Origin of the sequence: Streptomyces sp. ME02-8801-2C (assembly GCF_033793965.1) — a bacterium.
Lineage (GTDB): Bacteria > Actinomycetota > Actinomycetes > Streptomycetales > Streptomycetaceae > Streptomyces.
In genome coordinates, this window is sequence record NZ_JARAXP010000021.1 from 1 (window position 1) to 15,160 (window position 15,160).

The 15,160-nt window shown below is 69.3% G+C and carries 14 protein-coding genes; 7 read left to right on the top strand and 7 right to left on the bottom strand.

Annotated features, from left to right (window positions below; translation table 11 throughout):
- A partial coding sequence (locus PV396_RS39000; protein WP_319213007.1) for a glycoside hydrolase family 2 TIM barrel-domain containing protein occupies nucleotides 1-1,200 on the top strand: 1,200 nt, incomplete at its 5' end.
- A 63-nt stretch (nucleotides 1,201-1,263) separates the two neighbouring features.
- On the opposite strand, the gene PV396_RS39005 is transcribed toward PV396_RS39000, so the two are convergent.
- From PV396_RS39005 to PV396_RS39015, 3 genes are all read right to left on the bottom strand, one after another.
- On the bottom strand, nucleotides 1,264-2,193 hold the full coding sequence (locus PV396_RS39005) for a carbohydrate ABC transporter permease (RefSeq protein WP_319213008.1): 930 nt from the start codon (nucleotides 2,191-2,193) through the stop codon (nucleotides 1,264-1,266).
- On the bottom strand, nucleotides 2,190-3,101 hold the full coding sequence (locus tag PV396_RS39010; RefSeq protein WP_319213009.1) for a sugar ABC transporter permease: 912 nt from the start codon (nucleotides 3,099-3,101) through the stop codon (nucleotides 2,190-2,192). The genes PV396_RS39005 and PV396_RS39010 overlap by 4 nt, the downstream gene beginning before the upstream one ends.
- Before the next feature lie 64 nt (nucleotides 3,102-3,165).
- The gene (locus PV396_RS39015) at nucleotides 3,166-4,509 is read right to left on the bottom strand and encodes an ABC transporter substrate-binding protein (RefSeq protein ID WP_319213010.1); all 1,344 of its coding nucleotides are present in this window, start codon (nucleotides 4,507-4,509) and stop codon (nucleotides 3,166-3,168) included.
- Nucleotides 4,510-4,677: 168 nt separating this feature from the next.
- Here PV396_RS39015 and PV396_RS39020 point away from each other — a divergent pair, with 168 nt between their 5' ends.
- The 6 genes from PV396_RS39020 (at nucleotide 4,678) to PV396_RS39045 (ending at nucleotide 9,853) form a co-directional block, all read left to right on the top strand.
- Nucleotides 4,678-5,421: an SDR family oxidoreductase gene (locus PV396_RS39020; RefSeq protein ID WP_319213013.1), complete on the top strand. Its 744-nt coding sequence runs from the start codon at nucleotides 4,678-4,680 to the stop codon at nucleotides 5,419-5,421.
- A gap of 70 nt (nucleotides 5,422-5,491) precedes the next feature.
- Entirely contained in the window at nucleotides 5,492-6,232 is a 741-nt protein-coding gene (locus PV396_RS39025) for a FadR/GntR family transcriptional regulator (protein WP_319213014.1), read from the top strand.
- The gene (dgoD, locus tag PV396_RS39030; protein WP_319213016.1) at nucleotides 6,229-7,374 is read left to right on the top strand and encodes a galactonate dehydratase; all 1,146 of its coding nucleotides are present in this window, start codon (nucleotides 6,229-6,231) and stop codon (nucleotides 7,372-7,374) included. The genes PV396_RS39025 and dgoD overlap by 4 nt, the downstream gene beginning before the upstream one ends.
- Before the next feature lie 65 nt (nucleotides 7,375-7,439).
- The gene (locus tag PV396_RS39035; RefSeq protein ID WP_319213018.1) at nucleotides 7,440-8,060 is read left to right on the top strand and encodes a bifunctional 4-hydroxy-2-oxoglutarate aldolase/2-dehydro-3-deoxy-phosphogluconate aldolase; all 621 of its coding nucleotides are present in this window, start codon (nucleotides 7,440-7,442) and stop codon (nucleotides 8,058-8,060) included.
- Nucleotides 8,057-9,022, top strand: a complete 966-nt coding sequence (locus tag PV396_RS39040; protein WP_319213019.1) for a sugar kinase — start codon at nucleotides 8,057-8,059, stop codon at nucleotides 9,020-9,022. The genes PV396_RS39035 and PV396_RS39040 overlap by 4 nt, the downstream gene beginning before the upstream one ends.
- 108 nt (nucleotides 9,023-9,130) lie before the next feature.
- Nucleotides 9,131-9,853: an SDR family NAD(P)-dependent oxidoreductase gene (locus PV396_RS39045; protein ID WP_319213020.1), complete on the top strand. Its 723-nt coding sequence runs from the start codon at nucleotides 9,131-9,133 to the stop codon at nucleotides 9,851-9,853.
- Between the two features lie 27 nt (nucleotides 9,854-9,880).
- On the opposite strand, the gene PV396_RS39050 is transcribed toward PV396_RS39045, so the two are convergent.
- The 4 genes from PV396_RS39050 to PV396_RS39065 are packed head-to-tail and all read right to left on the bottom strand — an operon-like array spanning nucleotide 9,881 to nucleotide 15,117.
- On the bottom strand, nucleotides 9,881-11,905 hold the full coding sequence (locus tag PV396_RS39050) for a beta-galactosidase (RefSeq protein WP_319213021.1): 2,025 nt from the start codon (nucleotides 11,903-11,905) through the stop codon (nucleotides 9,881-9,883).
- A 46-nt stretch (nucleotides 11,906-11,951) separates the two neighbouring features.
- Complete coding sequence (locus PV396_RS39055; protein ID WP_319213023.1) at nucleotides 11,952-12,836, bottom strand: carbohydrate ABC transporter permease; 885 nt, start codon at nucleotides 12,834-12,836, stop codon at nucleotides 11,952-11,954.
- A complete protein-coding gene (locus tag PV396_RS39060; protein ID WP_319213025.1) occupies nucleotides 12,833-13,810 on the bottom strand; it encodes a carbohydrate ABC transporter permease in 978 nt (325 codons plus the stop codon). The genes PV396_RS39055 and PV396_RS39060 overlap by 4 nt, the downstream gene beginning before the upstream one ends.
- Nucleotides 13,807-15,117, bottom strand: coding sequence for an ABC transporter substrate-binding protein (locus PV396_RS39065; RefSeq protein WP_319213026.1), 1,311 nt, complete (start codon nucleotides 15,115-15,117; stop codon nucleotides 13,807-13,809). Before PV396_RS39065 ends, PV396_RS39060 begins: the two co-directional genes overlap by 4 nt.
- Between the last annotated feature and the right edge of the window lie 43 nt (nucleotides 15,118-15,160).

Below are 15,160 nucleotides of genomic sequence, written 5' to 3' on the forward strand. Positions count from 1 at the left end.
GGCGGGCGCCTCGACGCGCGGGCGGTCGTCGAGAACCGCAGCGACGTCGACTTCGACGGCCGCCTCACGCTGGATCCCGGCCGTGGCAGCGGCGGCCGGCCCGTCGTGGTCGCCGCCCGGATCGCCGCCCGGTCGGCAGGCGTCGTGCGTGTCCCGGTCCCCGTACCCCACGCCCCGCGCTGGAGCCCGGCCGCACCGCACCTGCTCACCGCCCGCGCCACCCTGACCGCCGGGAGGCACTCCGGCCCACGGGTGGACACTCTCTCCACCCGGTACGGCGTACGTGAACTGTCCATCAGCGACGCCCAGGTGAAGCTGAACGGCAAGGCGCTGTTCCTCAAGGGCCTCAACTGGCACGAGGAGACCGCCGCGCACGGCAGGGCGATGACACCGGCCGAGTACGACCGGGAACTGGGCCACCTCACGAGGCTGGGCGCCAACTTCGTCCGCAACTGCGTCTACAACCGTCACCCGTACGTCTACGACTGGGCGGACGAGCACGGCGTGCTGGTGATGGACGACATCGACACCATGTGGCTCAACACCGCCCAGGAGAAGCTCCAGACCGAGCGCTACGGCCTTGCCCGCGCCCTGGCCCTGACCATGGCCTGGAACCAGCACAACCACCCCTCGGTGATCCTCTGGGGACTCCAGAACGAGTCGGAGATCGACACCGGCGGCGCCCCCGTCTACCGGGCCTGGCTCGCCGACCTCAAGGCGGCGGTGAAGGCGGTGGACCTGACCGCCCGGCCCGTCACCTGGGCCTCCAACACCAGCAACGACCCCGCCTTCGACCTCGCCGACGTGATCGGGTTCAACGAGTACTTCGGCTACTTCTACGGCAAGGACGCCGACCTCGGCCCCACGCTCGACGCGGTCCACGCGAAGTACCCCGACAAGCCGATCCTGATCACCGAGAACGGCACCTGGTCCGTGGCCGGCACCCACGGCCCCGCCACCACCCAGGGCACGGAGGAGTGGCAGGCGGCGAGCTTCACCGCGCACTGGGCGCAGGTGACGGCGCGCAGCGCCTTCGTCGCCGGGTTCACCTACTGGGTGCTCAAGGACTACAAGCAGCGGGCCGGATACAACCAGGACTACAACGGCATCTCCGTGATGGGTCTGGTCACCTTCGCCGAGGAGCGGCCCAAGCTCGTCTACGACGTGTTCCGCAAGGCGGTGAACCCCAGGGGCCGATGACCTGACGTGGATGGGCAGGGGGGGAGGGACGGACCGTCCCTCCCCCCCTGCCCTTCCTGCGGGTCAGCCCTTGACGCTGCCGTCGGTCAGACCGCTGCGCCAGAAGCGCTGCAGGGCGACCATCGCGATCATCAGAGGGACGACGGAGACGAAGGCGCCTCCCACGGTCAGTTGGTAGAGCTGCGGCTGGCGGTCGGCGAAGGACTGCCATGACGTCAGACCGAGGGTGATGGGGTACAGCTTGGAGTCGGACAGCATGACCAGCGGCAGGAAGTAGTTGTTCCAGATGCCGACGAACTGGAAAAGGAAGATCGTCACCAGGGCGGGGGTCATGATGCGCAGAGCGACGGTCGTGAAGATGCGGAACTCTCCCGCGCCGTCGATGCGGGCCGCCTCCAACAACTCGTCAGGTATGGACGCCGCGGCGTAGATCCGGCACAGGTACACGCCGAAGGGACTGACGAAGCTCGGCACCAGCACGGCCCAGTAGGTGTTGGCCAGGCCCGCCTCGCTGAACAGCAGGTACATGGGCAGCGCCAGCGCCGTGCCGGGGATCAGGACGCCACCCAGCACGATGTTGAAGATCGTGTCGCGGCCGGCGAAGGAGAACTTGGCCAGCGCGTAGCCGGACATCGCGGCCAGCAGCGTCGCCACGCCGGCGCCGACCCCCGCGTACAGCAGGCTGTTGGCGGCCCAGCGCAGGTAGATCGCGTGGTCGTAGGTGATCACCTGGTGCAGGTTGCTCAGGAACTGCGGATGGGAGAACCACAGCCCGAAGCTGCCGAACAGGTCGCCGGTGGACTTGGTGGACGCCACGACCAGCCAGTACACCGGGAGCAGGAAGTACCCGGCGGCTGCCACGAGCGACCCGGTGACCAGGATGCGGCTGCGTGTGGTGACCCCGGTGATGCCGCCGCGTGACGTCGGGCCGTCGTCGGAGGCCGGCTTCTCACCGCTCGGCGGGACCGTGCGGGCCGCTGTCTGGAGACTCACGCGTCCCCGCCTCTCTTGTTGACCAGCCGCAGGAACCCGAAGGAGAGCACGAACGCGGCGAGGGCGAGCAGGACTGCCTCGGCGGCGGCGAGGTGGTAGTTGTCGTTGGTGAACGCCTCGTTGTAGGCGCTGAGGTTGGGGGTGTAGGCGCTGTCGATGCTCGACGAGACGGGCTTGAGCACCAGTGGTTCCGCGAACAGTTGCAGTGTGCCGATGATGGTGAAGACCGTGGTGAGGATCAGTGCCGGGCGCAGCAGCGGCAGCTTGACGTGCCGGACCGTCATCCACGCACTGGCCCCGTCGATGCGGGCGGCCTCGTACAACTCCGCGGGGATGGTGCGCAACTGGGCGACGAGGACCAGGACGTTGTAGCCGGCGAACTCCCAGGTGACGATGTTCGCGATGGACCACAGGACCGTGTTTCCGCCCAGCAGGTCCACCGACACGCCCAGGTGGCTCATGCCGTCCACGAGAGGGCTGACTCCCGGTACGTACAGGAAGCCCCACAGGATGGACGCGATGACTCCCGGAACGCCGTAGGGCAGGAAGTAGGCGGCGCGGAAGAACCGCACGCCTCTGGCCGAGGCGCTGTCAAGGAGCAGCGCGAGCCCGGCGGCCAGCGCGACCATCACCGGCACCTGGACGACCGCGAACAGCAGCACGCGACCGACGCTGCGCAGGAAGGCGTCATCGGACAACGCGTCGGAGTAGTTGCTCAGCGCGACGAAGACGGTACGGCTGCCGCCGAGCCCCAGCGGGCCGGTGTGCTCGACATCCATGACGCTCTGGTAGACGGCGTAGCCGATGGGGGCGCCGAAGGTCAACAGGAACAGCAGGAGGAAGGGCGCGACGAAGGCGACGGGCGCCAGGTTTCTGCGGCGGCGGGGTGCTCGGGTACGGGTGGGCATCTGGGTGCTTTCTGGAGTCCGGAGGGGGAAACGGCGGCGGCCGTGTCGCGCCCTCCGGAGGCGGTCACTGGCCGGTGGAAACCTTCAGACCCTTCTCCTTCAGGTCCTCGACGGTCTGCTTCTGCGCCTGCTCGACCGCGGAGACGAACGAGCCCTTGCCGGCCACGGCGGCCTGGAAGCCGTCGTTGAGGTGCTGGTAGGTGGCGTCGATCGTCGGTATCCACTTCCACGAGGTGTCGATGTTCTTGTCCGCCTGTGCGAAGACCTCGTTGTACTTCTGGCCTCCGTAGAACTCCGACGGCTTGTCCAGCGAGGAGCCCTTGTACGCGTCGGCTCCCGCGGGCCAGCCGTATCCGCCCTGCAGCAGCAGGTCGACGCTCGCGGGGTCGGTGTTGAGCCATTCGGCGAACTTCAGGGCCTCGGGGATGTGCCCCGCGCCCTTGAGGACAGCCGTGGAGGAACCGCCCCAGTTCGCGGAGACGTTCGCGCCCTTCGTCCACTGCGGCATGGGCGCCACCGCCCACTTGCCGGCGGTCTTGGGAGCGTTTCCGCTGATGATGGCGTCGCCCCACTGGGCACTGACCCACGAGGTGATGGAGCCGGTCTGCAGGTCCTTGTACCAGCCGTTGGCGAAGTCGGGTTCGGTCTTGATCAGTTTCTTGGTGCGCAGTTCGTCCCAGTAGGCGGCGACCTTGAGGGTCTGCGGGGAGGCGATGTTCACCGACCAGGTGTCGCCGTCCACGCCGAACCACTTGGCGCCGGCCTGCCACGCGAGTGCGGTGAACCAGGCCGAGTTGCCGGGCGGGAAGGTGCCGATGTAGGCCTTCGGGTCGGCCTTGTTGATCTTCTCTGCGGCCTGGGCGTACTCGTCCCAGGTGGTGGGCGGAGTGATGCCCCACTTCTTGAACAGGTCGGAGCGGTAGAACAGGCCCATCGGGCCGGACGCCTGGGGGATCGCGTAGACGGCCGAGCCGAAGACCCCTTGCTCCCACTGCCAGTCCACGAACTTCGACCTGTCCTTGTCCGCGCCGTACTCGGACAGGTTCACCAGGCCGTTCTCCAGCAGGAACGAGGGGATCTCCTGGTACTCCACCTGCGCCAGATCGGGCGCGTTGCCGCTCTTGAGGGCGGCGCGCATCTTCGCGTAGCCGCCGCTGCCACCTGCCGGGATCTTCTCCAGTTTGACGTGGATGTCCGGGTGGGTGGCGTTCCACTTGTCGACGGCCTTGTCGACGCCGGGAACCCACGACCAGAAGCGCAGGTCGACCTTCTGGCCGGGCTTGGCGGGTGCCTGTGCCTTGTCCGTCGAATCGGCCGAACCCCCGCAGGCCGAGATGAGCAGGGAGACGGCGACAAGGGTCGTCGCCAATGTGCCCCGGCTTCTGCGGCGGGGTGTGGTGCGGCTCATGGGAGGAGGTCCTTCCTGGCTTCGTCCTGCAGGTGCCTGTTGCGTGCCGGTCAGTCTCGGAGCGGCATCGCCACGCCGTCAAGATATATTCATAATTAATTGAAACAGCTATGGTGGTCGCGTGGACAGGAACGAGGGGAGACACACGTGATGACGGGATGCCGCAGGATGACCGGGCGCGTGGCGGTGATCACCGGGGCGGCGCACGGTATCGGCGCGGCCACGGCACACCGGCTCGCGGCCGAAGGGGCGGTGGTCGTGGTCACGGACGTGGACGACGCGGCCGGCAAGGCCGTAGCGGCCGACATCGCGGACAGCGGTGGACGCGCGGAGTACGTGCACTGCGACGTGACCTCGGCCGCCGACTGGGAGCACCTGGCCCGCCACGTCGACGAGCACCACGGCCGGCTGGACGTCCTGCACAGCAACGCCTTCGCCCAGCTCAACAAGCCCGCCCACGAGTTGAGCGAGGCCGAGTGGGACGGTCAGATGGCCGTGCTGCTCAAGCCTGCCTGGCGCGGGATGAAAACCTTCGCGGCCCTGCTGCGCGAAACCTCGGGCTCCGTCGTCCTCACCTCCTCCGTGCACGCGGTCATGGGCCTGCCCGGGCATGCCGCCTACGCCGCCGCGAAGGGCGCGCTGTGCTCGCTGGGGCGGCAGTTGGCCGTCGAGTACGGGCCCGACATCCGGGTCAACACCGTGCTGCCCGGCCCCGTTCTCACCGCCGCCTGGGACGGCATCCCGGAGGCCGACCGGGCACGCAGTGTGGCCGCCACCGCCGCCCGGCGGTTCGGGCGGCCGGAGGAGGTGGCCGCCGCCGTCGCCTTCCTCGCATCGCAGGACGCGTCCTATGTGACGGGAGCGAGCCTGGTGGTTGATGGAGGATGGAGCGTCATGAAGGAGTCCTCGTGAGCGGCGCGCACCCGACGGTGGACCGTGCGCGGTCCCGGCGAACAGGACCGGAACGGAAACGGAGAACACGGTGATCCATCCCGGCAGGGGGCTGCACGGCCAGGCGGTTGAGGAGCTGGGCCGACGCATCGTCCGCGGCGACTACCCCCCGGGCTCCGTGGTGGACCCGGCCAACTTCGAAGCGGAGTTGGGCGTCAGCAAGACAGTGGTCCGTGAGGCGATGCGCGTACTGGCCTCGAAGGGCCTGCTGGAGTCACGGCAGAAACGCGGTACGACCATCCGGCCCCGGGCCGACTGGAACCTGCTCGACAGCGACCTGCTGCGCTGGCAGGGCAGCAGCGCTCCGACCGACGGTTTCCTGGAGGACCTCGCCGAGGTCCGCGCGATCGTCGAGCCCGCCGGAGCCCGGCTCGCCGCGCTCCGCCGTACCCCCGAAGACCTGGACGCGTTGCGGGAGGCGCTGGACGCGATGGCGGCCGCGGGCGCCGACGCGGCGGCCATGGTCGAGGCCGACCTGGCCTTCCACCGTGCCCTCCTCGACGCCGCGCACAACGAACTCCTCAGCCGGATGGAGGTCGTCATCGAGGCCGGCCTGCGTGTCCGCGACCGGATCGTGCACGGCGCCCAGCACTTCTCCGACTCCATCCCCGTGCACCAGGACCTGCTCGACGCCGTCGAGGCGGGCGACCCGGACGCCGCCGCGGCCGCCGTCGACTCCCTCCTGGCACAGGCCACCGACGACCTGGCAGCCGTACGGGCCCGGACCGACCACGACCCCGCGACCGATCCGTCGCCGAAGGAACTCCCTTGAAAATAACCGGACTTGAGACGTTCCTGGTGGCCCCGCGCTGGCTGTTCCTGCGCGTCGCCACCGACGAGGGCGTCACCGGCTGGGGCGAACCCGTCATCGAGGGCCGCGCCGAGACCGTAAGCGCCGCGGTCCACGAACTGGCCGACCACCTCGTCGGCCGGGACCCGCTGCGCATCGAGGACCACTGGCAGGTGCTCACCAAGGGCGGCTTCTACCGGGGCGGCCCCATCCTCTCCAGCGCCGTCGCCGGCATCGACCAGGCCCTGTGGGACATCGCGGGCAAGACCTACGGCGTCCCCGTGCACCGCCTCCTCGGCGGCCCCGTGCGCGACCGTGTCCGCATGTACGCCTGGATCGGCGGAGACCGCCCCGGCGATGTCGCGGAACTGGCCGAGGAACAGATGAAGGCGGGCTTCACCGCCGTCAAGATGAACGCCTCGGCGGAACTCGCCCGCATCGACACCCCGGCCCGCACCGCGGAGGTCGTCGAACGCGTCGCGGCCGTCCGCGAGGTGCTGGGCGACGAACGGGACATCGCCGTCGACTTCCACGGCCGCGCCTCCACCGCCATGTCACGCCGACTGCTGCCCCAACTCGAGCCACTGCACCCGCTGTTCGTCGAGGAACCCGTCGCGCCGGAGTACTCTAGCCAGCTGCGCAGCCTGGTGGAGTGCACGAGCATCCCCCTCGCCACCGGCGAACGCCTGTACTCCCGCTGGGACTTCCGCTCCGTCATGACCAGCGGCATCGCCGTCGCCCAGCCCGACCTGTCGCACGCCGGCGGCATCTCCGAGGTCCGCCGCATAGCCGCCATGGCCGAGACGTACGACGTCACCATGGCCCCCCACTGCCCCCTCGGCCCGATCGCGCTCGCCGCGAGCCTCCAGATCGCCTTCTCCGTACCGAACTTCCTCATCCAGGAACAGAGTCTGGGCATCCACTACAACAAGGGGTCCGACCTGCTCGAGTACGTGATGGACCCCGAACCCTTCCGGTTCCAGGACGGGTACGCGGTCGCCTCCACCCGCCCGGGGCTCGGCGTCGAGATCGACGAGAAGGCCGTACGCCACGCCGCCGAGACCGGACACCGCTGGCGCAACCCCGTATGGCGCGGCCCCGACGGGGCATTCACCGAGTGGTGACCAGCGGCACGACAACCCCCTACCCCGCAGGGCCTGTTGCCCTGGCACAAGGAGAACGCGCCTTCATGAACCTGGTGGAATCCCTCCGAACCCACCGCCTGCTGGCGGTCGTTCGAGGCAAGGACGCCGCCGCGGCACTGAGTACCGTGCGCACCCTCGCCGAGGAGGGCATCGCGGCGGTCGAGGTCTCGCTGACCACCACCGACGCCCTGACCGTCATACGGCGGGCGCGCGCCGAACTGGGCCCCGACGCCCTCCTCGGCGCCGGCACCGTGCGCTCGGCCGCGGACGCCGCCCGGGCCCTGGACGCCGGCGCGTCCTACCTCGTCACCCCGGCCCTCGTCGACGGCCTGGAGCCGTACGGCGTGCCGGTGTTGATGGGCGCCCTGACACCGAGCGAGGTCGAAGCGGCCCTCGCCCGGGGCGCCGCCGCGATCAAACTCTTCCCGGGTTCCTTCGGCGGCCCCGGCTATCTGAAAGCCCTGCGCGACCCCTTCCCCGAGGTGCACTTCGTGCCCGTCGGCGGAGTAGACGCACCGGCCGCCCGCGCCTATCTGGACCGGGGTGCCCTCGCCGTCGGCGTGGGCTCACCGCTCGTCGGTGACGCGGCCGACGGCGGCGACCTCAGTCAACTCCGCGTCCGTGCGGCCGAGTTCCGCAAAATCACCGCAGGGGGGACGGTATGACGACCCAGACTCCGGCCGAGGTCGTGACCTTCGGCGAGACCATGGCGGCACTGCGCGCCCACGGCGCGCTACGACTCGGCGGCAACCTCGGCCTGTCCGTCGCCGGCGCCGAGTCCAACGTGGCCATCGGCCTCGCCAGGCTCGGGCACCGGGTGCGCTGGGCCGGCCGGGTCGGCGCGGACGAACTCGGCGCGCTGGTCCTGCGTACGCTGCGCGCGGAGGGCGTCGACACCGACCACGCGGCCACCGACGACACCGGCCGCCCCACGGGACTGCTGCTCACCGAACCCCGCCTGGGCACCCTGACCCGCGTCAGCTACTACCGCACCGGTTCCGCCGGCTCGGCGGTGTCACCGGCCGACGTACTGCCCGCCTTGACCCCCGGCACCCGCGTCCTGCATCTGACCGGCATCACACCGGCGCTCGGCGCGTCCGCCGCCCACGCCGCGCTGGCCGCCGCCACGGCCGCCCGCGACGCCGGCATCACCGTGTGCCTCGACGTCAACTACCGCTCCCGGCTGTGGAGTACAGACGCCGCCCGCACCGCCCTGCGCCCGCTGCTGCTCCGCACCGACCTGCTCATAGCCTCCGAGGACGAACTGCCACTGGTACTGGAACGACCCGACGCCGACGAACCCGAGGCCGTGAAGAGCATCCTGGCCGCGGGGGTCGCCGAGGTGGTCGTCAAACGCGGCGCACGCGGCGCGACCACGTTCACCGCGGACGGTCCGACCGACCGCGCCGCACGACAGGTCGACGCCGTCGATCTGGTCGGCGCGGGCGACGCCTTCGTGGCCGGATACCTGTCCGGCGTCCTCGACGACGCGGACATCCCGGCCCGGCTGCACCGCGCCGTCACCACGGCGGCCTTCGCCGTCGCCTCCAGGGGCGACTGGGAGGGCCTTCCGACCCGGGACGAACTCGGGCTGCTCGACGAGCCGGACGGCACGACCATCCGCTGACCGGGGCAGCGGATCGGCTCTTCGAGCCGCCTGCCTGTGGGGCGCGATGTGCGGCGGCCGGGGCCGCACATCGCCGGGCCGATACTGTCGTTTCCTCTACGACGAAAGATGACTGACGTGGCACTGATCCTGGTAACCGGCGCGGCCGCCGGCCTCGGGCGCGATGCGGCGAACGCGTTGGCCGACGACGGTCACGACGTGGTCGTCCACGTCCGCACCCCGGCACGTCTCACCCGCGAGGACGACAGCGCCCGGTGGAAGGGCGTCGTCCTCGGGGACCTCGCCCGACTGGACGACATTCACGACGTCGCCCGGCAGGCCTCCGGATTCGGCCGCTTCGACGCCGTCATCCACAACGCCGGAGTCCTGAACTCGCCGGAGCAGACCACGGTCAACACGATCGCGCCCTACCTGTTGACCGCCCTGATGGACAAGCCGGCCAGACTCGTCTACCTCAGCAGCTCCATGCACCGATCCGGCTCCACCGACCTGGGACGGCTGACGGACGGCACCGCCACCTACTCCGACACCAAACTGTGGGTCACCACCCTCGCGCTGGCTTTCGCGTCCCGCTGGGAAGGAACCGTCGCCCACGCGGTCGACCCCGGCTGGGTTCCCACCCGGATGGGCGGCGCCGGCGCATCGGACGACCTGGTCGCTGGGCACCGGACACAGGCGTGGCTCGCCACCCACGACGACGTGACCCCGAGCACCGGCGGCTACTGGTACCACCGGCGGACACAGACACCGCACCCCGCCTCTCAGGACAAGGAGTTCCAGGCTCGCCTCATTCACGTCCTGGAACGCCGGACAGGGGTCCCGCTCGACTGAGCGGGACCCCTGTCCGATCCGGGTGGGTCAGGACGGCGTGCCGTGCGGTTCCCGGACGACGGCGACGCCTCCCGGGGGGACGACGACGGTCCCCGAGACCGGGGTGCCGGTGAGGAGTTCCACCCCTTCGGCGCGGACTTCGGCGCCCTTCCCCGCGTGGTCGACGAGGAACAGGAAGTCGGCCTCCGCGCCGCGACGCCGTACGACCTCGACCCCGGCGGGCACCTCGTGCTCGGGAGCCACACCGGCCTCCTCGCGGATGCGGTGGAGGAGGGCCGCCAGGGTGTCCTGGTCGGGGTGGGTCGCCACATACCAGGCAGTGCCGCTGCCGTACCGGTGGTGGGTGACGGCGGGATGCCCGGCCAGCGGACCGTCGGCGTACGAGGCGACGGCCCGGGCGCCGGCCAGGCCGACCCGTTCCGACCACAGGTCGGCCGTGGCGCCCGGGGGAACCTCGCCCGCCAGCCCCGTCGTCTGCCCCGGCAGCAGCGGGAAGAGCTCGTCGGTGTGCACGCCGAGGACGTCGCGGAACGCGCCGGGATACCCGCCGAGGAACACATGACCCTTTTCGTCGACCATACCGCTGTGGAAGCCGACGGCCAGCGTTCCTCCGCTCTCCGCGAACCGGGTGAGGTTCGCCGCGGCCGTCTCCGTCACCACGTACAGCGACGGGACCAGGACGAGTTGGTACCGGTCCAGCCCGGGGTCGTCGGGACGGACGAAGTCGACGGCGACACCCGCACGCCACAGCGGGGTGTACCAGTCACGCACCAGATCCTGATAACGCAGCTCGCTGCTCGGCTGGGCGGGCAGCTCCAGTGCCCAACGGGCGTCCCAGTCCCATACGATCGCCACGCGCGCCGCGACATCGGTGTCCCGTACCTCGGCCAACGCCCGCAGATCGGCGCCCAGTTGGACGACGTCCTGCCAGATCTGGCTGTTTGTGCCGGCGTGCGGAAGCATCGCCGAGTGCCACTGCTCGGCACCCGCCTTAGCCGCCCGCCACTGGAAGAACGCGATGCCGTCGGCGCCGTGGGCGACATGAGCGAGCGCGTTGCGCCGCATCTCACCCGGACCCTTGGCCCGGTTGACCTGCTGCCAGTTGACGGCACCCGGCGAATGCTCCATGAGAAACCACGGGCCGCCCGCGAGCGACCTCATCAGGTCGCCGCTGAGCGCGATGTCGAGCTCCGCCTCCGGGTCGTCGGACATCAGGTAGTGGTCGTTGGAGAGGATGTCCAACTCCGGTGCCCAGCGCCAGTAGTCGAGGGCGTCGAAGGTGCGCAGGACCATGAAGTTGGTCGTCGCGGGGAGGTCCGGCGAGGCCTGCCGCAGCACCTCGCGCTCGGCCGTGCACAGCGAGAGCAGTTCGTCGGAGCAGAAGCGGCGCCAGTCGAGCTGATGGGTGGGGTTGGGGACGGCTCCGGTGGCCCGGGGCGGGATGATCTCGTCCCAGTCGTAGAACCACTGGCTCCAGAAGGTGGTGCCCCAGGCGTCGTTCAGCGCGTCCAGATCCTGGTACTTGTCCCGCAGCCAGCGGCGGAAGGACTCCGCGCTCTCGTCGCAGTAGCAGGCGGGGTTGTGGCAGCCGTACTCGTTGTGGACGTGCCACATGACGACGGCCGGGTGGTCGGCGTACCGCTCGGCCAGCGCGCCCGCGATCCGCAGGGCGGCCTCGCGGTAGGCGGGGCTGGAGGGGCAGAACGTCTGGCGACTGCCGTACCACAGTCGGCGGCCGTCCTTGTCCACCGGCAGCGCCTCGGGGTGGGCCTTGAAGAACCAGGCGGGCGGCGACGCGGTGGGGGTGGCCAGGTCGGCGCCGATGCCGTTCTCGTGCAGGAGGTCGAGGAGGCGGTCCATGCGCGTGAAGTCGTAGACGCCCTCGGCCGGTTCGAGCAGCGCCCAGGAGAAGATGCCGACGCTGACCATGGTGACCCCGGCCTCGCGCATCAGGCGCATGTCCTCGGCCCAGACCTCCTCGGGCCATTGTTCGGGGTTGTAGTCGCCTCCGTAGGCGATGCCGGGAAGACGGAGGCGGCGTGCGGTGCTCATGGGGGAGTGCTCCGGAAAGTCGGGGGTGGGGGCGCGTACGGCTGGGTCAGCCCTTGTTGGCGCCCAGGGTCAGACCGCTGACGAACTGCCGCTGCAGCGCGAAGTACACGATCAGGGTGGGGATGGCGGTCAGCAACGCACCCGCGGCGACCAGGTTGGGGTCGGTGAAGTACTGGCCGGAGAGGTTGTTGAGTGCCGAGGTGATCGGCATGTTCTCGCCGGTGGAGATCAGCACGATCGCCCAGAAGAAGTCGTTGTAGATCCAGATGGACAGGAGGGTGGCCAGGGCCGCCATCGCGGGCCTGCACAGCGGCAGCACGATCTGCCAGTACAGGCGCCAGACGGAGGCGCCGTCGACAAGTGCGGCCTCGGTCAGCTCGTGCGGGAGGGAACGCATGTAGTTGGCGAGCACGAACGCGCAGAAGCCCGACTGGAACGCCACATGGATGAGCACCAGCCCCAGCGCCGAGTCGTACAGCTTGCCGGACGCGGTGATTCCCGGCAGGTCGACGAGCAGGTAGAGGCGGTAGAGCGGGGTGATGATGACCTGCTGCGGGAGCAGGTTGCCGGCTGTGAAGACCAGCAGCAGGAACAGGTTGACCCGGAAGTCGAAGCGGCTGACGTAGAACGCCACGCAGGACGACAGGAACAGGGTCAGCAGCACCGCCGGAATCGCGATGAGCAGCGTGTTCCCGAAGTAGTGCAGCATGTCCGACTGCTCGAACGCGTTGGTGAAGTTGTCGAAACTCAGCTTGTCGGGCCAGGAAACGTAACCCTTGTCGCTGGTCTCGGCGTACGGGCGCAGCGCCGCGAACATCGCCCACAGCAGCGGCGCGAGCCAGGCCAGCGACGTCACGACGAGGAACGTGTGCAGCAGGATCCGGGCGGGGCGGACGGGGGTGCGCTGTTTCAGCGCCATGGAGGTGCTCATGCGCTCCGCTCCTTCCGGAAGGTCGAGATCAGATACGGGATGATCACGGCGAGGGAGATCACCAGCAGGACCACGGCGATCGCCGAGCCGTACCCGATGCGACTGGACTCGCCGATGATGTTGTTGGTGACCAGGATCGACAGCAACTCGGTGCCCTGGGCCCCCTTGTTGAAGACGAAGACCAGGTCGAAGGCGCGCAGGGCCTCGATGATCGTGACGACCAGGACCACCGTGTTGGTGGGGCGCAGCGTGGGGAAGATGACGTTCTTGAACGTCTGCCACTCGCCCGCGCCGTCGAGCGACGACGCTTCGCGCAGCGAGGGGTCGACGCCCTTGAGGCCGGCCAGGTAGAGGATCATCATGTAGCCGGTGTGCCGCCAGCAGGCGGCCACCAGGACGGCCCACAGGTTGAGGTCCGGATCGCCGATCCAGTCGATGTAGTGGCCGGGCTTGTTGGCGCCGATCAGGCTGTTGATCAGGCCCGTGTCCGGGTTGTAGACCAGCTGCCAGACGAACCCGGTCACCGCCAGCGACACCACGACCGGCAGGAAGAACGCCGTCTGGTAGACCCGGCTGAACCGGATGTTCTTGTCCAACTGGACGGCCAGGAGGAGTCCGAGCGGGGTCGGGATCAGGATGAGCACGACGAACCAGATGACGTTGTGCTCGACGGCGGGCCAGAACTGCGGGTTGTTGGTGAACAGTTCGCGGAAGTTGTCCAGCCCGACCCACTTGATGGAGTCGAAGCCGATGCCGTCCCAGGTGGTGAACGCGAGGGCGATGGAGGCCAGGGCGGTGAGCCAGACGAGGGCCACGTGCAGGATCGTCGGTATGCCGGCCATCAGACCGAGCGTGAGCCGGTCACGGCGGGTCAGCAGACGCCGATGGCCCTGCGGGACCCGCTTGTTCGAGGGCACGCCCCGGGGCGGCTCGGCGGCCGCCTCCGGGGACTTCGTGAGGATGTCGGTGCTCATGAGGAGGCGAAGATCGCCTTCTTCTGGCGCTCGATGGACGACAGGATGCCGTCGACGCCCTTGGGGTCGCGGACGAACTTCTGCAGCGCGGGCTGCATCACCGTCGAGGTGAAGTCCGGACGGCTGTCACGGTCCATGAACTGGGTGAGGTGCTTGGCCCCCGCGATCATGTCGTAGCCCTTCTTCTGAAGGGTGCTGTACGAGGAGGTGTCGGCCTTGGTGGAGGCGGCGATGAGGCTCGGGTCGGCCTTGAGGTAGATCTCCTCGGCCTGCGGCGTGCCCAGGAACTCGAGCAGCTTGACCGAACCGGCGTGGTTCTTGGGGCTCTTGCTGAGCATGATGCCGTCGGTCGGCGCCTCCACGGTGTCCTGACCGTACGCCGGGTCGATCTCCGGGAAGGGGAAGAAGTCGAGGTCGTCCAGGTCCGCCTTGTTGGTGAACTGCTGGGCCACGAACATGCCAAGCATGTACATGCCTGCCTTCTTCGCGACCAGCGTCTGGGCGGCATCCTGCCAGGTGCGGCCGACCGCGCCGTCCTGGTGGAAGGGGAGGGTCTCGGCCCAGGTGTCGAAGACCTTGCGGACCTTCGCGTCGGTCCAGGAGGCCTTGCCCGCCATCAGCTCGACGTGGAAGTCGTAGCCGTTGAGGCGGAAGTTGATCTGGTCGAAGGAGCCCATCGCCGGCCAGGCGTCCTTGTCGCCGAACGCGATCGGGACCAGGCCGTCCTTCTTCATCTGCTTGCACAGGGCGACGTACGCGTCCCACGTGGTGGGGACCTCGTAGCCGTACTGCTGGAAGACGCTCTTGCGGTAGAAGACCGCCCACGGGGACGTGGTCAGCGGCACCATGTAGTACTTGCCGTCCTGACCCTTGCTCAGGTCGTGCATGGCGCTGGGGAAGTTGCCGCCGATCGTCTTCCACACGTCGTCGATCGGGGTGGCCAGTCCCTTGGCCGCGAAGAACTGCATCCGGTAGCCGGCGAACCACTGGAACACGTCGTCCGGCGTGCCCTGCAGGTAGGAGTTGATCTGCTCCTGGAACGTGCCGTGGTCCTTGGTGTTGATGTCGACCTTGATCCCGGACTGCTTCGTGAACGCCGCGTACATGTCGCCGTAGCCCTTCTTCGGGACGGCGTCGGAGGCGTTGGAGCCGACGGTGACGGTCTTGGCGTCGGACCCGCTGCCGCTGCCGCCGCACGCGGACAGCAGCGGGATGCCGGCACCCAGGAGTGCGGCCCCGCCGAGTCCGCGCAGCACGGCGCGTCGGCTGGTGTCAGGCAATGACTGACCAAGGGATGAATGGCGCATTTCGGCTCCTGAAGGGCTGTCATGGCCCGGGCGTGGCGCATCG